The following is a 26,153-nucleotide window of genomic DNA, read 5'->3' as shown; positions in this document are numbered from 1 at the left end:
CTTTTTTTTATTCATCAAAAAAATCAACCCAATTTTGTTTTTCTTCAATTTCTATTTCAGTGAATTCAAAATCATCAGTGCCGGTTTTTAATGCCTTTATTTTTCTATTTGCTTCACTAAGTTTTGACTTAATTATTATTTGTGAATTTCTTGGTGAAGGTATATCTTCAATTTCTTCAGTACTATTTTCTAAATCTTTAATTCCAAGTGCATGCAATCTTAATTCTTCATTAACTGAAATTGAAGATGTTGTTTCACCCAAACGTTTATCAATTTTTACTTCCTCATTTTTCTTTCTTAGTAATTCTGTAAGCTGCTTTTTATCCAAATCGGTTTTTGCAATTGCGGGAACATCCCAAACATTAAGTTGAGCTTCACAAATAAACGAATCGTTTTTTGCTAAGAATACATATGCCTTTTGATATGTTTTATTGTTTCTTCTTAGATAAACTAATGTACCCTTCATTCCATGCATTGCATCATTCCAATAATACAAGTCATGTTTCTGACTTAAGCAAACTCCATTTCTTCCTATTTTTTGTGGTCTGGCAGTTCGCATCATAAACATTTTCAAATCATCATCCGCAACTTTTCTCAATGGAGATTTTAATCCATTCTCTTCAATAAATTTCATATCTTCATTCCAAACTTGATTTCTACTTCTACCTTTCAATACTTTGCCATAACCAATTTGCGTATTCATGATATTTTCAATAAAAAAATCAAGTTGTTTAGAAACTTCACTTAGGAAAGGAATATTTCCTTTTTTAATTTCTGTATTTAATCTTTCAGGCCTTTCAACAATATTTCCGCCTCTATATGTTGGATAAATTTTATCAAGATGTTCTTTAAATGTTTTGAAGTTTCTTTCAATTGTTTTTGCCTGTGCATTATATGGGAGTGAAAAATTGACTTTGATTCTTAATGTTGCACAAAGGGAAGTAACTTTGAATGTATCAATGGTTTTTCTTTTATTCGTTTTGCCGCCTGCAAAATCTAAGGCTCTATAATCTTTTCCATTATCAATATAAATTTCTTCCGGAATGCCATGTTTTTGTGCTGCTAATACGAATGAATATAAAATATGATCTGTATTTGGATCTTCAACATGTAAAAACCATCCAAGCCATTTACCACTCTTAAAATCAATCCAAACAGTTATCCATGGAAATTGTACTTTACTATTTTTACCATTCTCTAAAAATGCATTTGGATTTTCTTCAAACCATTCATTTAATTCTTCTTTAACTCTATATGGTAAACTATCAATTACTCCAAAATCTAACTGCCTATGATCACTTACCCAAACTTGACCTGAAATTAAATTATCATATGTTCTATTTAAATAGTTATTGAATTTTTTATTGTAGGATTTAAAACCTTTTGTAGCTAAATGCCTTGCGGATTCTGGTATCTCATTTTTTAACCTTCTTTCAAATGCATCAACTGAAGGAATTTCAGAAATATCAATTTGTGAATTGAGTTCTTTAATTTTTCCAATTACTTTTATCCAACAACTTTTTGCAGATTTTTGACCTTGAGTTAATCTAAGTTCTTTATAAATTTCAAACCATTCATCTTTAACAGTTGTTTTACCTGCATTCTTACCATATTTACCTATTAAACCAATTTTACCACTTTCTTTCACAATTTTTCTTATTTCCCTAACTGTTTGAATAGCAGTTTTATATTCTGGAAATTGTAAATTAAAAGCAGTTATTTTTTTCCTTACATCCTTGTCTCTCATTCCCTCAAAAAACGTGTATATAAAATTATTTTTATCAAATTTTATTTTGTTACAATTATGAGCTACTGCATAACATTCATGAATAAAATCATTCTCAATTTCACTATCAGTTTTAACTTTACTAATTGCTTCTTTCTCAATTTTTCTTAACCAGATTTCTTTCTCTTTTGGTTTTAAGTTTTCAATAATTGAGTTAATGTTGATTTCATATTTTGTGCCGCCAATTCCCGTAGATTTTCTGGTAAGATATTTTATTTTGGAATTACCAATACATCTTGATTTTAGTGTTGATTCAGGTATGCCAAAAAATTTGGAACACTCTTTAACTGTACCCCAGTTTTTATTAATTAAACTGGAATTAAAATGATTTTCATTTGGTAAATTTGCTGAGTGTTCCTCAGTAAAAAATTCAGGTACGGTTTTTCTCAAACTTTGCATTTAAGTTTTACTCTTTATTAAAACAATATGTAAATTGAACTCCTAACAAAGCCAATTAGAACTTTTTCAAGTTCATTCTCCCTAAAAGCCGTAAACCTAAATTTTACTCCAAAAATTCTATTTTAAGTTGTTTCTATTTTTTCCAATCCACCGGATAAAAGACGTTCATAAACAGCGTGTGCTGTTATCATAACTTCAATTGGGGATTGTTCAACTTGATTATCTTGTTCTATATATTGTGCCATACCAACAAATTCATTATATCCAATATGACAATTCCCATGCACTTCCCAATCATCTGACCAAGATTTTAATCCTCTTCTTTTTAAAGCACTATTTATTTTTTTTTTCCAATCTATCTTTGTATTTAAATCAAATCCTGGCATTTTTAACTCCTATTTTTTATAGTTGGATATTTCCCTATAAGGACTTTGAGATTATTCACTTTTTTTAACAGATTTCTATATTTTATAATAGTTTGAGCTGCCATTTTTTTATCAGGTTTTGTTTTATTCCATTTAGGTGCAAATGCATATAAATCAGTATCACGTATTTTAATTGATGCCTTTAGACATTGTATTCTATTGATGAATTTTATCTTTTGCTTTTCAGTTGCATTTGGAAATGAATCTAAAACTTCAATAATATTTTTATCTGTAAAAATATTTTCTTCATTATATTCACTTGGTGACAATTCTTTTCTTAATTTTAATTTTTGATTTTCATCTAAATTTTCTAAAACGGAAGTTGTTTTAATAATCCTTTCATTATGCGAATTGTACCTAAAATTATAAACTCCATATTTGCATAATTTATCTACTGTCTCAAGGTTATTAGCGGATAAAAATATTGTTTCAATATCAGGTAAATATTTTTTCTTTAAAACATTTTCGTAAGTTAATATTTCAGTTTCTTCAACTTTATTTAACTTATATAAACAGTCGTTTAATAGCTTTTCAACGAATATTTTCTTAGCATTAAATTCTTTTATAGAATTTATTTCTTTTGAATTTTCAGCAATTGATAAAATGATAACTTCTTTTGTTTTGTTATCAATTGAATATTTTTCATTCTTTTTTGTATTCATTTTTTCTTTCTATTTCAAATAAATAATTTCAATACTATATTTGTTTGTGTACTATTTCGTACTTTGTTTCATTGCTAGTTCTTTAATAATTTTTTCAATTTCTTTTTCATACTTTTCACTTTTTTTTGTACCAAGTATGATTTGGTTTAGATAAGATTTTGAAATGCCTATTTGTCTAGCTATTTCAGCTTGGTTTAGCAATTTTTTGTATTTAATAAAAGATGACATAATTTTATAAAAGTAAATAATACAATTGTCCACAATATATGTGAATTCACAGTATTTAGCAAGTAAAATATTTATTTTACTTTAAAATCACAATAATAATTTTGAATATGCTTGATATTAACAAAAAAGAATTTGGAAAAAGGCTAAAACTATTCTTAAAAACTAGATTTGGTACTATTGAATCCGGGGCAGATGCACTTGGAACAACAGGAAAAAATATAAGTAGCAATTATATAAATGGACGTTCCTTACCAGGTACTGAATTTCTTTCAAAATTATATTTTTGGGGATGCGATATTGAATGGTTAATATCAGGAAAAGAAAACCGATTTTTTCAAAAAACTGGTAAAATTTACCAAAGAGTAAATAATGAGATTGAAAAACTTAAAAAATTAAATTTTTACTATGAATTTGCAGATGAAGAAAAAATAGGGGACTATTGGTTAAAAAGTACAATTTTACATTTATTAAATACTTGGTCTTTAACAAATAATTTAACACCTGAAGATTTAGTAATCTTAAGTAAGATTGCTAATGTCAAAATAGAATATTTATTAGGTTACGATACAGATCCACAAAGGGAAAAAATAATAGAAGAGTTTAATGAAAAAAGACTAGCTGAGATCTTAAAAAATAAGTTAAAAGAAATATCCTCATAATTTTCAAGAATAATTTTCATAATTGGTTAAATGATCTCAAAAATAGAAAATTTTATTGTTCAAATTGCATCAAAAAGTAGCTAAAATTATAGTTTTCTAAGTAGCCAACTTTTTTATATATGCACAAATTAAAAACGCTGTATATTGTTTTATTTCAATAAGTTATAAAAAGTAGCCAACTTTTAAAAATTAGCTACTTTTTTGGCTACTTAAACAAAATTAAAAAATTTTCTTTTTTGTACTATTTCGTACAGAAATGTTTAGATTATGAAATAAAAACGCAATTTTAAGAGTGTTTAATTGCCGTTAAAAGAGGTGCAATACAGTGTAATTTTTTAGTAGTTTTTGTAAAAATGCAACCAAACCTCTTTCAATGCTAAAACTACTCTAAAATAAGTAATATCAATAACTTACAGCGTTTTGAATGTAAATTAAAATACTCTCAAAATACACAAAGAACTATATCAACTTTGGGGTGGATCAAAAAATAATCAAGTTTTAAATAATATTTGTTCTGCAAATCAAAATGGAATTCAAACAGGAGGAACACAGACGATTAATACTAAATTACGTGGTAACATAATTGAAAATAATAAAAGTTACGGAATTTATATAAAATATGGAAATTTGGTAGATCTTGGTAGAAATGATATCTCCGATCAAGGCAATAACACAATTCGTAATAATGATAATGGCAATTTTCAAGTTTATAATAATACAGGATACACCGTAAATGCATATAATAATATTTGGGATTATCAAACAGCATTAGAAATTGATGCTCATATATATGATAATGAGGAAGGAAGTATGGGTGAAGTTTATTTTGATCCTTGGATAACTGAAAATCCTATAAATCATCCACCAATAGCAAATGCAGGAGATGCTCAAACAGTACATGCAGGAAGTATTGTAAATCTTGATGGAAGTTACAGTTTAGATTCAGACGGGAATTATCCGTTAACCTATTTATGGGAAATAGTATCAAAACCACAAACCAGTTTAGCGATATTATCTGATCCTACAACAGTTAGCCCTACCTTTACTGTGGATCAACCTGGTAATTATATCATTGAACTTGTTGTGGCAGATAATCTTGGTTTGAGTAGTGAACCTGCTCAAGTACAAATTAGTACTATTAATTCACCACCTGTTTCTGATGCTGGCCCAGATCAAGCTGTTCTGATCATTGGTTCTATTATACAGTTAGATGGGACTCAAAGTTGGGATGATGATGGAGATCCAATAACATATTACTGGAATATTATAGAAAAACCAGCTGGGAGCAATGCCGTTCTTAATAATCAAAATATATCTACTCCTGAATTTATTGTTGATGTGTATGGCGAATATAAGATAGAACTTATCGTCAATGATTCATGGACTTCCAGTAATTCTGATCAAATTGTAATAAGCTTTAATAATGTGAAACCACTAGCCGATGCTGGTAATAACCAATCATACTTAACAACTGAAATTGTGTATTTAGATGGGAGTTCAAGCTCCGATGAGAATAATGATATCCTTAATTATATTTGGTCTATTGCGTCAAAACCGGAGGGAAGTGAAAGCTTAATCGATGCACAAAATATTATTAACCCAACTTTTGTACCAGATATGGTTGGAGAATATGTAATTACATTAATTGTTAACGATGGTGAGTTGGAAAGTGATCCTTCTAGTATTACTGTATCCGTTTTATCAAGGTTAACAGTAGTAAGTGAAACTTTACAGGAAGGAATACAAACCATTAATCAATTGCCACTTGAAAGTCTAAAGAATTCGAATATGGCAAATACTCTAACAAATAAATTAAATACAATTCTGCTGAAAGTTGATCAGGGCAATTATGTTGATGCTGAAAATCAACTTACAAATGATCTACTGAAAAAAACTGATGGATGTGCTAATTCCGGCACTCCAGATAAAAATGACTGGATTACTGACTGCGAGAGTCAAAATCAAATTTATACTTTAATAATACAAAGCATTGACTTACTTAACGATCTAATTAATGGACTAGCAAAACAGATAGCAAATGAGGCTAAAATTGTACCTAAGACTTTTTATTTATATCAAAATTATCCGAACCCATTTAATCCAAGTACTTCAATTAAATATGATTTGCCAAAATCAACAAATGTTAGAATTGTAATTTATAATCAACTTGGTAAGGAAATAGAAACAATAATTAACAAGAATCAAAATGCTGGAGGTTATACTATCGAATATTCTGGAATAAATTTATCAAGTGGAATTTATTTCTATAGAATAACTGCAGGTGAATTTAGAGATACTAAAAAGTTAATATTTTTAAAGTAGCAAGAATTGACACAAAAAACTCCGAAATTAATTGGTAGTGTAAAAAGTTTTGTGTAAATGGTTAATAAAGAGGTTTAATTAAATGCCCAGTTGCCTCAAAATAAAAGGTAACTATGGTAAAGAAAAAATGTTGAAAAAAGAGTTCATAAAAATTCCAAATAGATAATAAAAAGTAATAATAATTGTTTCTTTCTTTTTTTGCTACTTTTTTTCTTTCTTTGTTAATATGTTGATAACGTCAAATCAACTTCAAGATTTCATTTATTTTACGAGAGATTGAGTTTTGTAGCAAAAAGGGATTTAATTTTGTGTGTTTATTTGTCAAGAGGATTTTAGTTTTCTTAGAGACAACCGTAGAGTCTAAAATTCTTTGAAAAGGGGTTTTAGGCTGATCGTGTTTTTTGATAACTTGAGAGCCATCGCGAACTTTGGAAATAATTTTAGAAGAAGGAATAAAGAAGTTAAAAAACAAAGACCATTCATTAGTAAAAATATCATTCATCAGCTCAACAATTTTAATATTATCGAAGCGATGATAACCAAAATATTGCCTGATGTGAGTCCAATTTTTACCTTCAATATGTACATTATCGTTTTTCATATAAGCTCGTGAACGAGTATAGTCAACCGGTTGTTTACGTTTCGTGAAGTAAGCCAATAGATGCCAGTTAAGAAATTCACCACCGTTATCAGAATCAAAACCAAGAACTTTGAAAGGGAGAGAATTCTCAATAGATTCAATAGCCTTAAAAGTTCCTTGTTGTCCTTTGCCCCATATAGCACGTGCTTCAGTCCATCCGGAGGCAATATCAACAGTGTTAACTGTATAGACAAAACTACCAGTAATCGAGTCTCCACAATGAGCTACGGTATCTGCTTCAATAAATCCCGGGGAACTCTCATCCCACTGGTTTGTTTTTATTGGAATTTGTTTTTGATTAAAGAACCCGGTTTGGTTGTTGATAATCCTTTTTCTTAAATTTATTCCTAATCGGTTTTAAGAGTCGGTCTATTGTTGCTGGTGAAATTCTGAGAAGAAGTTTTCTATTTTCTTCTGTTAGTTCTCCCTCATAAAATGGAAGCCATAGTGGTATTGCATATTTTAATCTTTTTGAGCAAATAAGATTAGTTGATTTCCAAATATTCTTTAATGCTGCTATTATCTCATTGTGAGCAAATTTTTTCTTTCTGCCGGCTTTTTTCTTTGGGGTTCCTTTTATTTCTTTTTTATTCAATACCCTTATTATATATTTTCTATTATATCCACAAGTAGTGCATATTTCATAAAGAAGTTTCTGTTTTTCTGCCTTATTTGAACTTAAATATCTTGCTCGTATAGCTGCAATATACTCTTGTTTCGACTTTTTGCTCATAATATTTCCGCTTTTTTCGGTTACTTATATTATGAGGCAACGTATTGTTTTCCTAATTAACTTCGGTTACTTTAATTGTGAGTCAATTCGTTGAGAATGAATTTCAAATTAATATATTTATAAATATTTAGTTTTTTAGTATTATTGAGGTAAATAAAATAATGTAGCTCATTCGGAATATAAATAAAGCTCATATTCGTACTTATTTTAGCTATAATCTATACAATTATGAGCTATAAAATAAAACTCAATGACTGATAAAAAAGAATTAGAAATACTTGAATACATTAAAAATGGAATCGAAATTTCTTCTAAAGATATTTTTGAAGGAATTCAGACAAAAATAAGTTATGCAACAGTTAAAAGAATACTTGCTAAACTAATTGATGAAAAATTTTTAATAAAAGAGGGAAAAGGCAAATCTACCAAATATTTAATATCACCGACCTATGAACTTTTATTTCCAATAGACATTGAGAAATATTATGAAAAAGATATTGATGAAAGGAATATAAAGGAAAGTTTTAATTTACGTCTTATACCGGAAACTCTAAAAGATACTTGCATATTAACAACTGATGAATTTAAACAATTAGAATTGCTGCAAAACAAGTTCGAACAAAACATAGCTCAACTTTCAAAAATAGAATATAAAAAAGAACTTGAAAGGCTTGCAATTGACTTAAGCTGGAAATCATCTCAAATAGAGGGTAATACTTACTCACTTTTAGAAACAGAAAGACTTCTCAAGGAAAAAGAAACAGCTTCGGGTAAATCTAAGGAAGAAGCAGTAATGCTTCTAAACCATAAAGATGCAATTGATTTTATTATTGAAAATCCTGATTACTTAATTCCAATATCAGTCTCTAAAATTGAAGATATTCACAGTATATTAATAAAAGAACTTGGTGTTGATAAAAATATTCGAAAAAGACGTGTTGGAATTTCCGGGACAAATTATAGACCGTTAGACAATGAATTCCAGATTTCTGAAGCTCTATTAAGTATGTGCGAACTAGTGAATAATAAAGAAAATGTTTTTGAAAAAGCTTTGCTGGTTTTAGTTTTAATATCTTACATCCAACCATTTGTTGATGGAAATAAAAGGACTGCCAGAATTGTTAGTAATTCAGTTTTGATGAATTATAAATATTGTCCCATTTCTTTTAGAACAGTTGATTCTGTTGAATATAAAAAGGCTATGCTTTTATTTTATGAACAAAATAATATTTCGAGTAATAAAGAAATCTTTATTAACCAATTCAAATTTGCTGTAAATACTTACTTCTAGTTTAATAAATAAAATCAACTGGTTTAGCCTCAAGTAAAATCTGTGAAAGTGTTAAAATCCAACTCTCCCAAAAAAACAATTTAAATAGTCTTATAATTAAATTATGTAAATAAAACTTCGATAGTTTTAAAAATATTAATAATTTCAAACTGACTATAAAAAACCTATAATTATTAATTCAATTTTCAATAGACATCTGATAAAATATTCATTTAATTTGTTTGAATGCTTGAATATTAAATATGATTTATAAAATAAATTATTAAAATAGGATATTATAATATGGAATATCTTTCAACTACTGCACTTGCAAATGAACTTGATATTAAATCAAGTGAATTGTTTGATAAACTTAAAAGTCTTGGTTTTATGGAAAGAAAAGACGAAAAGTGGGTTTTAACTGAATTTGGGAGACAAAAAGGCGGTCAAATGCGAAATAATCCAAAGTTTGGAGAATACATAGTTTGGCCTGAGAATTTATCCATCAACAATGGACAAGAATTTGAAAAACCAAAACTTTTGAATGCAACAACAATTGGCAAACACTTCGACATTTCATCTCAACGATTGAATCTGATATTATCAGAATTAGGTTGGATAGAAAAAAATATTGCTGGATGGAGAATAACAAGACTTGGTAAAGATTTAGGGGGTAAACAATGTGAACATGAATCATCGGGTGGATCATATGTATTATGGCCTGATAATATTTTATCCAACAAAAATCTAAATAATGTTTTTAAAGAAGTTACATTGCCTGAACATACGACAGTGCAAACAAATAAAGTACTATCAGAATCAAATAACGATAATTTTAGAGAGAAGTTCCCAGCTAAATTTAGAACTAAAGACGGTCATTTTGTCCGTTCAAGAGCTGAAGTTATTATTGATAACGCTTTGTATGATTATAATTTAGCCCATGCATATGAGCGAAAATTACCAATTGAAGAAGAATTATACCCTGACTTTTATTTACCAAATGGTAAAGTTTTTATTGAGTTCTGGGGATTGGAAGAAGATCCCAAATATGCTGAAAGGAAAAAAGCAAAAATAGAAATCTACAAGAAATATGATTTTAATTTAATTGAACTCAATGATAGTGACATTTCGAATCTTGACGATCATTTACCAAAAAAATTATTAAAGTATAGTATCAAAGTATATTGACAAAAAACTACTTATTAGTTTGTATCTTATATTTCCAACTAAATTTAGTGAAGTGACCTAATTTTTCAGATCACTATAGTCAAACGGCTTGAACCTTTAAAATGAAATTACTATACAATTATCTTACTTGCTGAGTATATTTTTATAAAATTCATGGCGGAGAATTTATTGCGACAAAGAAGATGCTTCTAATAAAATAATCTTTTGTAAATATTTTCAATCCAGATTAGCCCTTCCCACAAAGAAGGGCTTTTCTTTTTAAACCAATCCAATTTAACAATCACTAAACTAAAGGAGGCATCCGTATGTACACACCGGCTCTAACAGAGGAGCTAATCAGAAAACTATATCAACTTAAGCAGGTTGAGAAAAGACCAATGACTGTTTTAATAAATGAAGCAGTTGAGCAATATTTAAATAACAAAGTAAATAACAATAATATTCAAGGAGGTAATAGTGGAAACAGAAATTAATTTCATGGATGAATTATTAGCTGAGGTTGAAGTCAAAGAGGAGCGGCAGTCTGAAACATATTTTGATATACTAATTAAGCAGGAATTTCAAAGATTTCAGGAACCGAGGAATTAAAACTAACACTATTCTCGGTTGCAAGTACAATGAAATTGTTTTGTGTTGAATTTGTACAACAATTCTGTAAGTAATTGTTAATTCAATAATATTCAAGAGAATGAGCGTCTTAAAAGTATTTTATTTTTGATTAGTCAACATCCTAAAAATGTTAGGATTTAAATATGAGATCTGAAGTGAGAAAGGTAAAGAAAAATGACAGTCTGGAAAATTATTTATGTGAGATAATTTCTTCTTTTAAATCTGAAATAAAATTTTTTATATCACTTTCATAAATAATTTTTGTTTGAATTTTATCAGCATCAATTAATAATTTTTCTTTTATCAGTTTGGAAATATTATACTCTAGTTTATTTGATGGATATTTAGTTAAAAAATTTAATGATATTATTTTTTCCGAAGTAATAAGCTCTCTTAAAATTCCATCCCATCGATAAATTTTATTTTTTAATCTATCTTGTTCAACATAATCGAATGATATTGGTTTGTAAATATTTAATTTACCATTGGTCCAACAAAGGTTAAAATGAAAGGAATCATTTTCAGTAGAGATAAATTCTTCATTTAATTTTTCTGTAATGAGATTTTCATCAAAATACTTTTTATAAACTTGCTGCCAAACTTCTTCATCTGAAAATGATTTTTTATCATTGTTAAATTCATATTTTCGAATTATTTTATTAGATAAATTCTCCAATGCATTTTGTAATTCTATCGATCTACCAAATTTAGTTTCACTGAAATAAAGAGCTGAGTCATCTTTTGGCAAAATATAATTACAAATTTTTTCAAGACTATCTAATCCATCTAAATTTAATTCACTTTTTAATTTTTTATCAATTTTTATTATTGTCGTGTTTAAACCTTGTATTAGATTTTTTATCCTGCGGCCATCTATACCATGAAAAAAGTCTGAAAGTCGTTTTGCATTTTCAATAAACTTTGCTTGTAATGACTTTTCTTCTTTTGAATATAAAATTACACCAACATTTATAAATTCACCAGTAACTTGGTCATGTAAATACCGTAATATTGAAAACTCGTATGTTTTCATGATAATACCTTTTCAATTTCCTTACAATAAATTTCTAAATTAGAAACTCTATTCTGTACATAATTTTTTAGGTCAATATACTTACCATGTAAATAATCATCGGGAATTAATTTTTCAACTTTATACCAAAAATTATCATTTATTTTGTTAAACTTTTCAACATAAATTTCAGATGAAAATTTTTTCTTTTTTAAAAAAGAGAAAAAAATATGATTTTCAAGCAAAAATAAATCTTGTTGAGTTAATTTCCAAGGTGTCGGATTTTTATAACCAATTAAATCTGTGAAACTAAATGCAAGTTCGTGATCTAAAATTAAAATATCAAGACCATTAGTAAGCATATTTGGTTTATTTATTGTTCTATCCGGATTTTCAATAAATAAATCAAAAAACAAAATTGACTGAATTTGATTAAACAAACTTTTCTTATTAAAATCGTCATGATTCCAAACGGGCATACCTTCAAAGTACAAGTTTCCAAAATTAAGTCCAATACTTTTTGTCATTGTTTCATAAGAAATAAGACCTTTGAATAGTAATAACGATGAACTATCAATGCTTATAAGTACTGGAGTAGGAGTAAAATAGCATAATTCAATCGCTATAAGAGAGGCAACTAATTCTTTTGTTATTGCATCACCATACATTCTTGAAGCTCCGGTAGGTTTTAAAACATAACTTCTGTTAACACCATCTTTTAAATTTCTACCTTCGATTAAAATAGGTTTGTTTTGTGAATATTGGAATTCCTTATGAATAACTTCTGGAAATATTATTGGTATGCTAAAATCTGAATCAGTTATTTGTCTCATGTTTTTTCTATAACATAAGTATTCATAATTTAAGTTTTAAACTATTATTTAAATTATATTAAGACAACTATTTTTTTAGATAAATTAAAAATATTTGTGCTTAATTTGTGTGGCGTGTCTGTAAGTTATTGCTTTTATTGATAAATGGCGGAGAGGGCGGGATTCGAACCCGCGGTAGAGTTTAACCCCTACGACGGTTTAGCAAACCGTTGGTTTCAGCCACTCACCCACCTCTCCAATTAGCTGAATTTCAAATTTTAAAGTGAAAATATATGAAATAATATCGGAATTACAAAAATCTAATATTTATGACGAATTGACTCACAATTAAAGTAACCGAAGTTAATTAGGAAAACAATACGTTGCCTCATAATATAAGTAACCGAAAAAAGCGGAAATATTATGAGCAAAAAGTCGAAACAAGAGTATATTGCAGCTATACGAGCAAGATATTTAAGTTCAAATAAGGCAGAAAAACAGAAACTTCTTTATGAAATATGCACTACTTGTGGATATAATAGAAAATATATAATAAGGGTATTGAATAAACGAAGAAATAAAAGGAACCCCAAAGAAAAAAGCCGGCAGAAAGAAAAAATTTGCTCACAATGAGATAATAGCAGCATTAAAGAATATTTGGAAATCAACTAATCTTATTTGCTCAAAAAGATTAAAATATGCAATACCACTATGGCTTCCATTTTATGAGGGAGAACTAACAGAAGAAAATAGAAAACTTCTTCTCAGAATTTCACCAGCAACAATAGACCGACTCTTAAAACCGATTAGGAATAAATTTAAGAAAAAGGATTATCAACAACCAAACCGGGTTCTTTAATCAAAAAACAAATTCCAATAAAAACAAACCAGTGGGATGAGAGTTCCCGGGATTTATTGAAGCAGATACCGTAGCTCATTGTGGAGACTCGATTACTGGTAGTTTTGTCTATACAGTTAACACTGTTGATATTGCCTCCGGATGGACTGAAGCACGTGCTATATGGGGCAAAGGACAACAAGGAACTTTTAAGGCTATTGAATCTATTGAGAATTCTCTCCCTTTCAAAGTTCTTGGTTTTGATTCTGATAACGGTGGTGAATTTCTTAACTGGCATCTATTGGCTTACTTCACGAAACGTAAACAACCGGTTGACTATACTCGTTCACGAGCTTATATGAAAAACGATAATGTACATATTGAAGGTAAAAATTGGACTCACATCAGGCAATATTTTGGTTATCATCGCTTCGATAATATTAAAATTGTTGAGCTGATGAATGATATTTTTACTAATGAATGGTCTTTGTTTTTTAACTTCTTTATTCCTTCTTCTAAAATTATTTCCAAAGTTCGCGATGGCTCTCAAGTTATCAAAAAACACGATCAGCCTAAAACCCCTTTTCAAAGAATTTTAGACTCTACGGTTGTCTCTAAGAAAACTAAAATCCTCTTGACAAATAAACACACAAAATTAAATCCCTTTTTGCTACAAAACTCAATCTCTCGTAAAATAAATGAAATCTTGAAGTTGATTTGACGTTATCAACATATTAACAAAGAAAGAAAAAAAGTAGCAAAAAAAGAAAGAAACAATTATTATTACTTTTTATTATCTATTTGGAATTTTTATGAACTCTTTTTTCAACATTTTTTCTTTACCATAGTTACCTTTTATTTTGAGGCAACTGGATTATAAAAATTATTCAACTAATTTCCTCTCAAAGCACTTACAATATTTAATTTTGCGGCTCTAAACGCTGGGAAAATTCCGCCAACAAATCCCATTGAAATTGCAAAAATAAAACATGAAATAATTATTTGCGGATTTAACGCAAAAGAGAATGATAAATCTGCAAAAGAATTCCAGTTTAAAGTTGAAATTGTTAAAAATTGCAAAAATGATGCAAAGAATAATCCAATTGTTGCGCTAATAATTGCAATCAATAATGATTCAGTAACGAAAACTGTTAAAATACTTCTTCTGCTAAATCCTAATGAGCGCATTGTTCCAATCTCTATTGTACGATTTGAAACTGCTGCATACATTGTAATAGCTGCTCCAATAATTGCTCCAAAGCTGAAAATTATTGTAATGAATGTTCCGAGAATTCTAATAAATGTTGCTAAAATTTCTGATTGCATTTCGAAAAATCTTTGCTCAGACATAACTTCAAATTGTAGCAATCTTTTATCTGTAAAAAATGAATGTTTGAATTTTTCAAAATTATTTTCATTATCTAATTTTAAAGTAATTGTAGAAACTGTATTCCCTCTATTAAAAGCATTTAAAAGTTGTGATGCATCACCCCAAAGTTCTGATTCAAATCCGCTTCCGTTTGCTTCAAAAGTTCCCACAATTTTCCACATTGCTCCGGCAATTTTTAATTCACTGCCAATTTGTGCTCCGTCAAATTTATTGGAAATAGATATCCCAACAATTAATTCCCGTAAATTTGGATTGAACATTTTTCCTTCAATTATTTTTACTTGAGGACGCAAATCTTTAACAACTTGCGAAACTCCTCGCAAAGTAATATTGCTCATTCCGCCATCTTTAATTTCTAAATTTATTATTAAAACCGGTTCTTCAGAAATTAACAATTTACCTTCGGAGTTTTTAGCAACGTGAGGAAGTGATTTAATTATATTTTGCGTATCACCATCAATTAAACTTGAAATTTCTCCTTGTGAAGATTTTCTTTGAACTTTAACATTATCTTTTTCACCGGTTGCAACTAAAGTTTTTTCAACACCAAATGCCATCATCAAAACTGCGGCAAATACAAATACCACAAGCGCAATACCGGTAATAGTTATAATTGTTGTAAGTTTTCTAGTCTTGAAATTTTTTATCATATATTTAAATGGAACAGCCATTTTTACTCCTAAAAATTTTTCAGAATTTTGTGAAAATTCAATTTTCGAGTTAAATAAAATTTATCCAACATATCTAAATCCATCTACAATTTTTGTGCTTAAAGATTTTTGAATAGGGAAGATTGCTGAAACAATTCCCACTAATAATGTTGCGATAACTGCAAATATTATTGTAATTGGTTCGATATAGAAAAACGGGAAAAAACCCTTTGGCATTGCTTGTTCAAATCCGGCAACAAGTGGAAATGTTAGAAATAATCCAATGCCACCGCCAATAAATGAAATGAGCAAAGATTCGCCAAGAATTAATCCAACTAAATGTTTTGCAGAAAATCCAAGAGTTTTTAGAACAGCATATTCTCGAGTTCTTTCTCTTGCTGCCATTATCATTGTGTTTGCAAGAACCAACATTATGATTCCAATGATTGCAAATGACATAATATTCATCGCACTTATAATTGCTCCGGATGCTGAAACAAATCCTTGTGTGAATGCTTTTTCGGTTTCCGTTTTAGTTTCGGCAATTGAATTTTTAAATTGTGCGTCAATTTTTGCAGAAATATTTGCAGAATTTTTTGGATCATCAACTTGAATAATATACCAACCGGTTTCGTTAGCTCTGGTTGGACTCTCAACAAGCATTCTTTCATTTAAATAAGTTGAGTGAAATAACATTTGCGTTGCATCTGTATTTTTATCTCGTGGTTTATAAATTCCCTTAACTTCAAATTCCCATCTTCCGGGATAAATATCACCCTCTAAAACCATTTGATCGCCGACTTTTATTTTATATTGATTTGCAATTTGAGAACCGATAATACATGAATTTCTATTTTTTTTGTAATCATCCAGTTCGTTCTTGGAAATAATAAATTCCGGGAAGAGTTCAAAATAATTATCATCAACCGCCATTCGTGCAAAGAAATTGTCTTTATTCTTATAAACTCCGCCAAACCAATTTGCTCCGGTAATTTTTGTAACTCCCGGAACAGATAAGATTTTATCCTTATGTGCATTGGGTAAAGGATAGATAAAAGAAATTGCTTGCCGTGTAATTAATCTGTTTGCGCTTGCTGCATCAACGCTTGAATCCCAAATAGTAACAACGGTTCGCAATAATCCAAAAGCAATAATTGCTATTGCAATTCCGGAAATTGTAAGAATTGATCGCAATTTATGTCTTAATGCATTTTTGAAAATTAATTTTAATACTTTCATAATCCCTCACTAATTTTTTTCGTTTGAGGATAATTCACCTTTTTCAAGATGCAATAATCTTTTTGCTTTTTCTGCAGCATGCGGGTCATGTGTTACCATCACAATTGTTTTATTGAATTCTTTGTTTAATCGATCCATCAAAATTAAAATTTCATTTGCGGAATTTTTATCAAGATCACCAGTTGGTTCATCTGCAACAAGAAGTGAAGGATCCGTAACTATTGCACGTGCAATAGCAACACGCTGTTCTTGACCGCCGGAAAGTTGTTTTGGATAATGATGAATTCTATCGCCAAGTCCCACAATTGTAAGAGCAGTTTCCACATGTTTCTTTCTTTCCGCTTTGGAAAGTTTTGTTAGAAGCAATGGAAGTTCAACATTTTCAAAAGCTGTTAAAACAGGAATTAAATTATAGAATTGAAAAATAAATCCAACATTTGAAGATCGCCATTTTGCCAAAGCCGATTCACTTAGTTTTGCAATATCAGTATTCGCAACAGTTACACTTCCGTTTGTTGGTCTATCAATTCCGGCAATTATATTTAACAAAGTAGTTTTACCGGAGCCGGAAGGACCCATAAGTGCTAAAAATTCTCCTTCTTTAACATTTAAGGAAAGTTCATTTAACACGGGAATTTCTAAACTGTTTCTCCAATAAGATTTAGATAATTTTTTTACTTCAATGATATCTGACATAATTTCCTCTCAAACTTATTTATTAATTTTTACTTTTATTCCTTCCTTAATATTTTCATTGAGATTATCAATGATTTCTTCACCAACTTCTACACCGCTTAAAATTTCTATAAATTCGTTAAAATCCTTACCAGTATTAACGTTTACCTTGTATGCTTTATTATCTTTTATTTTAAAAACTACATTTTGATCATTCTCATTTCTCATTGCTGATTTAAGAATTACCAAACTTGGTTTTTCTTCAACAATTTCATTTTGCATTGCTTCACGCAAGAATAAAACTTTTGCACTCATTTCCGGTAGAACTTTTCTATCATAATTTTTGAATCCAACTTTAACCATAACAGTTGCTTTTCCTCTATCTGCAGTGGGTACAATTTTAGCAACGTATCCCGCATAATTAAAATTTGGATAGGCATCAATTGTAATTTGACATTCTTGGTTTGGTTCAATTTTTTCAATATTAGATTCACTAACATCTGCTTCTACTTGAAGTGAAGTCATATCAGCAATTGTTACAACAGCAGATTTTGAATTTACACTTGCAGCAAAAGGAGCAACTATTTCTCCGACATCTGCATTTTTACTTAAAACAGTTCCATCAAATGGAGCGCGGATTATTGTATTTTCCATTGCAACTTCTGCTGCAAGCAATGTAGCTTTTGCAACATCAATAGATGCCAAGACTTTATAATAATTAGATTCGGCTAAATCTAAAGCCATTTCACTTGATAATTTTGATTCGTTTAATTTTTTTTCACGATTAAAATTATTTTCAGCTTCCTTTAATGATGCTTCGTTAAGTTTTAAATTTGCTTTTGCTTGTTCATATTGAGCTCTAATATCATTATCCTCTAATCTTGCAATAATTTGATTTGTCTTTACTTGATCTCCTTCAACAACTCCAAGATAAACTAATCTTCCGGTTCCTTTCGATGCAATTGCAGCTTTACGTTGAGCAACTACATAACCGCTTGCGGTAAGCACGGCACTGCTTTGAGCATTTGACTGTAAAACTGCGGTTGTGACTTTTACTTCAACTTCCGGAGAAGTTAAATTTTTCCAGCCAATATAAAGTCCGGTTAAAATTGCAATTATTAAAATAGAGTAAATTATAAATCTTACGTTTCTTCCTTTCAATTCCGGATTAACATTTTTCTTTGTTCTGTCAATTCTTAATGAAGATAAATCAGCTTTTTGTGTTTCCATCATTTTCTCAAAAAATTTTCTAGATTATTGTTTATGAAACTTCTTAAACTTTTTTCAAAGGTTCAAATTAAGTTATTGTAAAAATATTGTGTACTCTTAAATTATTTCAGATGAATTCGGTAAATGATAAATTTTTCTCGGTGAATATTAGAATTTTGCCAAAGAATGAATTCCTTTCTTAGATATTTTATATTTGTGAAGGATTTTCGACTTTTGATTGAAAATATAATTGAAATGTTTTTATTATGCTAAATATTTTTAGGTTGATTTAGCAAATTTTCAATTTTGAATTTCAACTCATCTTTATAAGGAATTGCTTGTTGAAATATATTTTCGGCTTTATAAAATTCGTGAACACGTACATTTTGTATATCTATTTTAATTAAAATATCCGGCTGTGATTGTTTTAACTTTTCTGTAACAATTGAATTCTGCATAATCTGAAAAGCTGAAAAAAGAATTTCCCAAGCGGGCGGGGAATAATTGCCGGTTTTAATTTTATTTGCCGAAACGTCAATCGCGATTGTAATATCGCACTTATCTTTTATTAAATCATATGGCAACGGATTTACCATTCCGCCATCAATTAATAATTTTTCACCAAAATTTACCGGAGCAAATAAACCGGGCAATGAATAACTTGCACGCACAGCGTGAATTAATTCACCTCTTCTCAAAATAACTTGTTTCTTTTCCCAGTAATCTGTCGCAACAATTTTTAATGGAATTTTTAAATCTTTGAAATTATTAATTTTTATTGCTTTAGAAATTATGTTAACAAATTTATCGCCTTTTAACATTCCGCCAATTGCAATGCCGGGATCAATCAAGTTAAACATTTTGGTAATATCAGATTTTTTATGGATTTCCCAAAATCTGCTGTTTTTGTGGCGAAGAATATCAAAAACTATTTCGTTCATTTCGTGAGAAGTTAATCCCGAAGAATAAGCTGCTCCAACAATTGCTCCAATGCTTGATCCGGAAATTATGGAAGGTTTTATTCCTAATTCCTCAAATGCTTGAATCATTAAGATATGAGCTAAACCTCTTGCTCCGCCGGAACCAAACGCAATTCCAATTTTCTTCATTTTCAAAAATTAATTTTTAGGGATTTGAACAGAATCGGTTTGCGAAATTTTAGCTGCTTCCTTTTTTTGAATTGAGGAATATTTTATACTTACTCGAAAAACAGAATAAACAAGTAAAATTACAGCGAAGATTAAAAGTATGAAAATTATATAACTTGCGTATATCATTGCTTTTTCAAATTCATCAATTGTGATCGATTCTGCAATTAAATTTTTTACAACCATATAATTTATAAACTGCCAAGTGAGCGCAAGAAAAGCAATAATTAAAACAGTAATTGAGCGATTACGAGTTTTTCTAATTAAAATTTCCATACATAATTTCCTTACCTAAACTTTTTGAAATACAGAATCCAATATTGTTCCATCAACCCATTTAACAACAGCAACGACTTTATTCTTGTTAACTTTTGGTTTTGACGGAATACCGCCGCAAATTTCATTTACTTCGTTGTAAATTTCTTTTATAGTTTTGATAGGTAATTTAGTATTCTTTACAGCTTCAATCAAATCTTTTCTTTTGGGATTTATCGCAATTCCGCGCTCGGTTACAATTACATCAACTAATTCTCCAGGTCCGCATAAAGTTGTAACTTCATCAACAATTACGGGAATGCGATCTCTGAAAGAAGGAATTGCTAAAATTGTACATTTTGAAAAAAGGCAATTCTGCCATCCGCCAATTCCGTGAAGCAAATATCCATCGGAATGAGTAACAACATTTGCGTTAAAATTAAGATCAACTTCAGTTGCCCCTAAAACTACTACATCCAAAATTGATGCAAAATTTCCTTTACCGTGATAATTATAACTTGTGAACGGAGACGTATTTACGTGATTTGCATTTTCGTGCATGGATCGTACACCTTCCAAATCAAAAGTTTGTCCGTCTAAAATATAATCAGTTAATCCTTCTTCCAACATTTCTACTAAATATTTTGTGCTTCCGCCGCGTATAAATCTTGCCTTAATATTTTTTGCTTTCATTTTTTCTTTGAGGAAAAGTGCGAATGCTAAATTTGTTCCTCCGGCACCAGCTTGAAATGAAAATCCATCTTTTAATATTCCGGCATCTTCAAAAAATTGAGCAACATATTCAGCAATTAATAATCTATCCGGACTTTTTGTAACTTCAGTAGTTCCGGAAACAATTTTTGATGAATCTCCAAGCGAATCTGTCTGCACAACAAAATCAACATTGTTACCTTGAATCTGCCAAGGAATGCAAGGGAAGGGAACAAGATTATCTGTTACCACAATAACACGATCTGCATATTCCGAATCGCCGAGTGCGAAACCTAAAAGTCCGCAAGCAGATTTTCCTTGATCCCCAGTTGCATTCCCAAACGGATCAGCAGTTGGAGCAGCAATTACTGCAATATCAATATGAACTTCACCATCTTGAATTGATTGATATCTTCCGCCATGCGATCGTAGAACTCCAATTCCTTTCATTTTTCCATCAGTTGTAAATTTTCCTAAAGGTCCGTTCATGCTTCCTTCAATGTGATGAATTGTGCCATCTTCCAAATATTGAATTAAATGTTGATGACATGGAAATGATGCGCTTGGAAACCATCGAATATTTTTGATTCCCATTTTTTTAATTGTATCAAAAAGTTGATTTGTAAGAACATCGCCATTTCTTAAATGATGATGTGTGGAAATTGTCATTCCGTCTTTCAATCCGGCTTTTTTTAATGCTTCTTCTAAACTTGAAACTAATTTATTTCCATCTGTTGGATAATCAATACAAGTTCTAATTGGCGGTTTTGCTTTGTTTCCTTTTGGTCTAAATTTGCCAATTCCTTTATATGGAATTTCATCACGTTTATTTATTCTAGTTGGAACAAATCTTCCAGCAGCATTTTTAACTAATTTCATTTGATTTCCAATTTTTATCTAACAAACTATTTTCAACTGCAAGTTTGATTGTTTTTTCTGCACGTTTTACAATGGGCGCATCAATCATTTTACTTCCTAACGATACAACTCCTAACCCTTTTGATTTAGCATCATCAAAAGCTATAACAATTTTTTTTGCTTTGTCAATTTCATTTTTTTCGGGAAGAAATGCTTCATTTATAACTTTTATTTGTCTAGGATGAATGCAACCTTTTCCTTCAAAACCCAATTGTTTAGCCTCCAGAACACTTTTACGTAAACCTTCCATATCATTTATATCTGAGAAAACTGTATCAATTGCTTGAATTTTTGCAGCTTTTGCAGCATTAATAATTTGACTTCTTGCATAAAAACTTTCAGTTCCTTCTGCTGTACGTTGAGTACCAATATCGGCGGTGTAATCTTCAAGTCCAACAGCCAAAGCACAAATATTTTCAGAAGCAGTAGCAATTTCGAAAGCTTTTTCAACTCCAAGCGCACTTTCTATAATCGGCATAAAAATTATTTCGTTGGAAATTTTATTTTTACTTTTTAATTCATTTACAATTTCCACGGTTTCTAAAACTTCATTTGTTGATTCACATTTTGGAATTAAAATAAGATTAACATTATGTGGAATTACAAATTTTAAATCATCCAAACCTTTTGGCAATTGGTTGATTCTTACCATTCGTTCCGCGCCATAAAAATTTATACTTCTTAATGCATTACGAACCAAAAATTGTGCTGAATCTTTTTCGGTTGGAGAAACGCTATCTTCTAAATCAAGAATAATTCCATCCGGGGAATGAAGTCCGGCATTTGGATAAAATTTTGGTTCATTTCCGGGAAGATACAAACGGCTTCTTCGCAATTTATCTTTTACAGTTGAATACAAATTATTTTTATTCATCGGCAACAAAAATTCATCGGTAATTTCCGGATGTAATCTTTTAATTGCAGATTCAAATCGAGCAGAAATTGTAAATGGCAAAGCTCCGGAATCTTCGCACAAAATATTTGCATTTTTAATTTTGAAATACTTGCACATTTCCAAAAGCATTGATTTTATTGAGCTTCCGTACATTACATCAACTTTACTTTTCAGATCAATTTTAATTCCACCGGAATTTGTTTCTTCAATTTCGATGTAACAATCAGATCTAACTTTTGGTCCTTTTTGACCGGCGAATGATTTTTGCATAAAACTCTCTTGAATTGTTAAACTGATAAATTGCTTAATTGTTAAAAGCAATTTGAATCAAATTTGTAATTTATTATTCGTAAAACTAATTAAAGAATTTATTGATTTGGGTAATTTTTGGAGTTCATTGAAAATATAATTGTTGTGATCCTTAGTTAATAAATTCTTCACTATTGATTTTTGATTCCAGTCCAATGATTCAAAGACCGAACCAAAACTTATTCGATAAAATCTGATTTTATCCTTTTTTGAATATCTTCCAAAACCTTCAGCAATATTTGCAGAGATAGAATCAACTGCATCGACATATTGTTCTTCAATTGTTTTCTTTGCAAAAATATCCCAAGTAATTACAATATCCCAAATATAGTTACTTAAATTGAAAGCAATTTTATATGCTTCGATATCATTTAATTTTAAGAATTTTTTTTGTTCATTTTCCATTATAATTCTCTAAATTATTATTGAATTGTTATATAACTAAATTGTTGAAAGATTAAATTTTATGGGAAGAAAATTTAAAACAACCATTTAGCCATTTAACAATTAAGCAATTTAGCAATGCATCAATTTAACAATTACACAATTAATTTCTCCATAAATTCTCTTGTAGATAAATTTTCGCAATTAAAAATTACACTTTTTATTTCTTTTTGTTTTTCTTCATTTAACCAAGGTGAAGCTAATCCACTAAATTTATTTTCTAAATCTTCCATCGTCATTGGTTCTTTTGGATTCCCTTTCGGATATTCCAAATATTCAGAATATTCTTTTCCGTCTTTTGTTTTTATCACCACTTTTGATGGCTGTTTTGCAGGGAACATTTTTTCAAATTCAATTGAAGGTTCACCTTTAATTTTATCAATTACTTCAAAAATTCTAGGGTCTTTTAATTTTTCTTCACTGAAAGAATTTGTCGTGATTTTTTTATCAACAATTGCAGCAGCTAAACAATAGGGAAGTGAATGATCTGCGGTTTCTCGAGATTCTGGTCTATATTTTGCCGGATCAAAAAGTATATCATAAGCTTGAGCAAATGCCGTAACTCTAACTTCATCAATATCTGAATAGCTCAAATTATTTTCTGTCATAACTTTTATAGCGCAAGATATATGAGTGTGCGTTAAAGCTTCGGTTGGAAATGCCTTCATTCCGCAATCTAAAATTTTAAAATCTTTTCCCAAATTTCCAATTAAAGCATCAACATCCCAACTCCATTTAGAAATTCCATCGCGTCCTTTCATTTCGGTTGGATTTAGATTTTCATCTTTTGCATTCCAACCTATAAATGCATCCATAAATCCTTCTTTTCCTTCGAAAACTTTTTCAGTTCCGCTGAAACCTTTTTGTGCCATTAAAGCTGCAAAAACTCCGGATTGAACAGCCATTGGATCAACTGTATTTTTCATCATTGTTAATTTCCCGGCAGTGGGGCAGCCGATAGTATGATTATGTGAACCATTAATTCCAATTGCATTTACCATTTCATCAACTGTTAATCCTAATAATTTTCCGGCTACAATAGGAGAAACAAATTGTGTTAAAGTTGCATGATGCCATTTCCTTTCACGCACACCGGGCTTTGCAAATAAGCATAGTCTTTGTTCAAATTCGTAAGCTAAAACAATTGCTACAACTACATCTTTCATTGAAGCATTTACAAGTTCTCCAACAGCAAGTGCTGCGGGAATTATATCAGAAGGATGCGAAGGATCATCTTTCCAATAAATGTCATTGAAGTCCAAAGCTCTTATCATTAACGAATTTATTAAAGTTGCATTAACTGCTGGCATTTTATCGCCAAAACCAATTACGGTTGCTTCTTCTTTTCCAGCAATATTTTTATATATATCACGAATTATATTTACATCTTTAGTTTCCTTTGCGCCATATGCACATCCAATAGAATCATATAAATATCTTTTGACTTCATGTATAACATTTTCCGGTAAATCTTCATATTTCAATCCGATAGAAAATTCGGATAATATACGAGAAATGGATTTTCCCATAACAAGAATTCCTTATTATTATATTTTAAAATTAACTATTGCGCCAGTAAGTTTGGTACAACTTTGGGATGTTGAGATATGGTAAATAAATAAATATGCTTTTTGCGATTTTAATTAACATCAATAATTTGCGTTAAATATGATGAAAAATTACATAATAATTATCGAATAAAACAAATAAATTTTCGTCAGTTTTATATTTCCTAACACTCACGTTATAAGAGGTTAATTCTATATTTTTACACAGCCCTAAATCTCCTCTCAAGAGTGGACTTTTAAAGAATTATAATTATTCTACTTGCCAGCCGTAATCAAAATATTCGGATTCAATTTTGTCTTTTTTAACTTTTACGATTAAAAATCCTTCTTCCATTCCTTGATTTGGTCCTTGCCACCATCTTGCACTAACTGCTCCGCCGGTAATAATTCTAAATCTGTTCATTATATTTAAATCTTCAAAAACATGTAAATGACCTTGTAAAATTAATTTCAAATTATGTTCTTTTAATAATTCCAAAACTTCTTTCGAGTTTTCAATTACAAGTCCGCGATCACATGCAGCCATTGATCCATTTGCCATTTGGGCAAACATTGTGTAGAGTGGAATATGTGTAGAAATGATAATCGGCATTGTTTTTTCTGTTTCTGAAAGTTCTTTTTTTAGCCATTCAATTTGTTCGGAATTTATAAAACCATAATATCCATTTTCCTCAGCAACTTCTTCAATTGAATCAAGTATTATAAATTTTACACCTTTGTGAATGAAAGAATAATAAAGTTTACCAATTCTGTTTTGATACATTTTTTTGCCGAATTCAGGATGAGATCTATCAACATTACTTTTTTTGTACCAACCAAAAATTTCGTGATTTCCAATTGTGTTGAAAAGAGGAGCATTTAATAATTTTATTGTTTCGTTGTATAGATTATATTGGCTATCGGCTCGATTAAAATTTGCTCCAAGAGCATCCATAACCAAGTCGCCGCCGGTTATTACAAAATCTGGATTTAGTTTATTTATTTCTTCAATTGCCTTTGTAAAACCTTTATCGGCATTTCTTTCTTTTTGAATGTGAATATCTGTTGCAAAAACAAAAGTAAATTCTTCATTTTGAGCATTTACATAAATTGATAAAACAAATATTTGCAAAAAGATTAATGAGGATTTAAAATTTCTTAAAATATTTTTCATAACAAA

General features: G+C 29.6%; 22 protein-coding genes, 1 tRNA gene and 2 pseudogenes. 6 read left to right on the top strand and 19 right to left on the bottom strand.

Annotated features, from left to right (window positions below):
* Positions 1 to 7 precede the first annotated feature (7 nt).
* The 4 genes from IPH62_16370 to IPH62_16355 all read right to left on the bottom strand — a co-directional run bounded on the left by IPH62_16370 (position 8) and on the right by IPH62_16355 (position 3,500).
* The gene (locus tag IPH62_16370) at positions 8 to 2,185 is read right to left on the bottom strand and encodes a DDE-type integrase/transposase/recombinase (protein MBK7106848.1); all 2,178 of its coding nucleotides are present in this window, start codon (positions 2,183 to 2,185) and stop codon (positions 8 to 10) included.
* A gap of 122 nt (positions 2,186 to 2,307) precedes the next feature.
* Entirely contained in the window at positions 2,308 to 2,571 is a 264-nt protein-coding gene (locus IPH62_16365) for a hypothetical protein (protein ID MBK7106847.1), read from the bottom strand.
* A 2-nt stretch (positions 2,572 to 2,573) separates the two neighbouring features.
* Positions 2,574 to 3,272, bottom strand: a complete 699-nt coding sequence (locus IPH62_16360) for a hypothetical protein (protein ID MBK7106846.1) — start codon at positions 3,270 to 3,272, stop codon at positions 2,574 to 2,576.
* Between the two features lie 51 nt (positions 3,273 to 3,323).
* Complete coding sequence (locus IPH62_16355; GenBank protein ID MBK7106845.1) at positions 3,324 to 3,500, bottom strand: helix-turn-helix domain-containing protein; 177 nt, start codon at positions 3,498 to 3,500, stop codon at positions 3,324 to 3,326.
* Positions 3,501 to 3,607: 107 nt separating this feature from the next.
* Between IPH62_16355 and IPH62_16350 the strand changes: the two genes are divergently transcribed.
* Positions 3,608 to 4,159 (top strand): hypothetical protein, encoded by a 552-nt coding sequence (locus tag IPH62_16350; protein ID MBK7106844.1) that lies wholly within the window; start codon positions 3,608 to 3,610, stop codon positions 4,157 to 4,159.
* A gap of 627 nt (positions 4,160 to 4,786) precedes the next feature.
* Positions 4,787 to 6,481: a T9SS type A sorting domain-containing protein gene (locus tag IPH62_16345; protein ID MBK7106843.1), complete on the top strand. Its 1,695-nt coding sequence runs from the start codon at positions 4,787 to 4,789 to the stop codon at positions 6,479 to 6,481.
* Between the two features lie 238 nt (positions 6,482 to 6,719).
* On the opposite strand, the pseudogene IPH62_16340 reads toward IPH62_16345, so the two are convergent.
* A pseudogene (locus IPH62_16340) lies at positions 6,720 to 7,854 on the bottom strand (integrase).
* Between the two features lie 250 nt (positions 7,855 to 8,104).
* On the opposite strand from IPH62_16340, the gene IPH62_16335 reads away from it, so the two are divergent.
* The 3 genes from IPH62_16335 to IPH62_16325 all read left to right on the top strand — a co-directional run bounded on the left by IPH62_16335 (position 8,105) and on the right by IPH62_16325 (position 10,785).
* The gene (locus IPH62_16335; protein MBK7106842.1) at positions 8,105 to 9,145 is read left to right on the top strand and encodes a Fic family protein; all 1,041 of its coding nucleotides are present in this window, start codon (positions 8,105 to 8,107) and stop codon (positions 9,143 to 9,145) included.
* A 282-nt stretch (positions 9,146 to 9,427) separates the two neighbouring features.
* On the top strand, positions 9,428 to 10,312 hold the full coding sequence (locus IPH62_16330; protein ID MBK7106841.1) for a glycerol kinase: 885 nt from the start codon (positions 9,428 to 9,430) through the stop codon (positions 10,310 to 10,312).
* 305 nt (positions 10,313 to 10,617) lie between these two features.
* Positions 10,618 to 10,785, top strand: a complete 168-nt coding sequence (locus IPH62_16325; GenBank protein ID MBK7106840.1) for a hypothetical protein — start codon at positions 10,618 to 10,620, stop codon at positions 10,783 to 10,785.
* 326 nt (positions 10,786 to 11,111) lie between these two features.
* Here the strand turns inward: IPH62_16325 and IPH62_16320 are convergent, their stop codons facing one another.
* The 3 genes from IPH62_16320 to IPH62_16310 all read right to left on the bottom strand — a co-directional run bounded on the left by IPH62_16320 (position 11,112) and on the right by IPH62_16310 (position 13,003).
* Positions 11,112 to 11,954: a DUF3037 domain-containing protein gene (locus IPH62_16320; protein ID MBK7106839.1), complete on the bottom strand. Its 843-nt coding sequence runs from the start codon at positions 11,952 to 11,954 to the stop codon at positions 11,112 to 11,114.
* Complete coding sequence (locus IPH62_16315; protein ID MBK7106838.1) at positions 11,951 to 12,766, bottom strand: hypothetical protein; 816 nt, start codon at positions 12,764 to 12,766, stop codon at positions 11,951 to 11,953. Before IPH62_16315 ends, IPH62_16320 begins: the two co-directional genes overlap by 4 nt.
* Before the next feature lie 145 nt (positions 12,767 to 12,911).
* A tRNA-Ser gene (locus tag IPH62_16310) sits at positions 12,912 to 13,003 on the bottom strand.
* A 165-nt stretch (positions 13,004 to 13,168) separates the two neighbouring features.
* Here IPH62_16310 and IPH62_16305 point away from each other — a divergent pair.
* Positions 13,169 to 14,304, top strand: a pseudogene (locus IPH62_16305) (integrase).
* 170 nt (positions 14,305 to 14,474) lie between these two features.
* Here IPH62_16305 and IPH62_16300 read toward each other — a convergent pair.
* The 11 genes from IPH62_16300 to IPH62_16250 all read right to left on the bottom strand — a co-directional run bounded on the left by IPH62_16300 (position 14,475) and on the right by IPH62_16250 (position 26,147).
* Positions 14,475 to 15,644, bottom strand: coding sequence for an FtsX-like permease family protein (locus IPH62_16300; protein MBK7106837.1), 1,170 nt, complete (start codon positions 15,642 to 15,644; stop codon positions 14,475 to 14,477).
* 60 nt (positions 15,645 to 15,704) lie between these two features.
* On the bottom strand, positions 15,705 to 16,862 hold the full coding sequence (locus tag IPH62_16295; GenBank protein MBK7106836.1) for an ABC transporter permease: 1,158 nt from the start codon (positions 16,860 to 16,862) through the stop codon (positions 15,705 to 15,707).
* A gap of 9 nt (positions 16,863 to 16,871) precedes the next feature.
* Positions 16,872 to 17,558, bottom strand: coding sequence for an ABC transporter ATP-binding protein (locus IPH62_16290; GenBank protein MBK7106835.1), 687 nt, complete (start codon positions 17,556 to 17,558; stop codon positions 16,872 to 16,874).
* Between the two features lie 15 nt (positions 17,559 to 17,573).
* Positions 17,574 to 18,767, bottom strand: a complete 1,194-nt coding sequence (locus IPH62_16285) for an efflux RND transporter periplasmic adaptor subunit (GenBank protein ID MBK7106834.1) — start codon at positions 18,765 to 18,767, stop codon at positions 17,574 to 17,576.
* 248 nt (positions 18,768 to 19,015) lie between these two features.
* Complete coding sequence (locus IPH62_16280; GenBank protein MBK7106833.1) at positions 19,016 to 19,855, bottom strand: patatin-like phospholipase family protein; 840 nt, start codon at positions 19,853 to 19,855, stop codon at positions 19,016 to 19,018.
* A 9-nt stretch (positions 19,856 to 19,864) separates the two neighbouring features.
* Positions 19,865 to 20,170 (bottom strand): hypothetical protein, encoded by a 306-nt coding sequence (locus IPH62_16275; protein MBK7106832.1) that lies wholly within the window; start codon positions 20,168 to 20,170, stop codon positions 19,865 to 19,867.
* A 15-nt stretch (positions 20,171 to 20,185) separates the two neighbouring features.
* On the bottom strand, positions 20,186 to 21,739 hold the full coding sequence (citF, locus tag IPH62_16270) for a citrate lyase subunit alpha (GenBank protein MBK7106831.1): 1,554 nt from the start codon (positions 21,737 to 21,739) through the stop codon (positions 20,186 to 20,188).
* Positions 21,726 to 22,943 (bottom strand): HpcH/HpaI aldolase/citrate lyase family protein, encoded by a 1,218-nt coding sequence (locus IPH62_16265; GenBank protein MBK7106830.1) that lies wholly within the window; start codon positions 22,941 to 22,943, stop codon positions 21,726 to 21,728. The genes citF and IPH62_16265 overlap by 14 nt, the downstream gene beginning before the upstream one ends.
* A 57-nt stretch (positions 22,944 to 23,000) precedes the next feature.
* The gene (locus tag IPH62_16260; GenBank protein ID MBK7106829.1) at positions 23,001 to 23,387 is read right to left on the bottom strand and encodes a four helix bundle protein; all 387 of its coding nucleotides are present in this window, start codon (positions 23,385 to 23,387) and stop codon (positions 23,001 to 23,003) included.
* 134 nt (positions 23,388 to 23,521) lie between these two features.
* On the bottom strand, positions 23,522 to 24,955 hold the full coding sequence (locus IPH62_16255; protein ID MBK7106828.1) for an MmgE/PrpD family protein: 1,434 nt from the start codon (positions 24,953 to 24,955) through the stop codon (positions 23,522 to 23,524).
* 289 nt (positions 24,956 to 25,244) lie between these two features.
* Positions 25,245 to 26,147 carry a metallophosphoesterase gene (locus IPH62_16250; protein MBK7106827.1) on the bottom strand — a complete coding sequence of 301 codons (903 nt, stop codon included), beginning with the start codon at positions 26,145 to 26,147 and terminating at the stop codon, positions 25,245 to 25,247.
* Positions 26,148 to 26,153 lie beyond the last annotated feature (6 nt).

It is taken from the genome of Ignavibacteriota bacterium, assembly GCA_016708125.1.
GTDB lineage: Bacteria > Bacteroidota > Ignavibacteria > Ignavibacteriales > Melioribacteraceae.
Note: the sequence above shows the minus strand (reverse complement) of the source record. Positions and strands in the feature narration are given on the sequence as shown.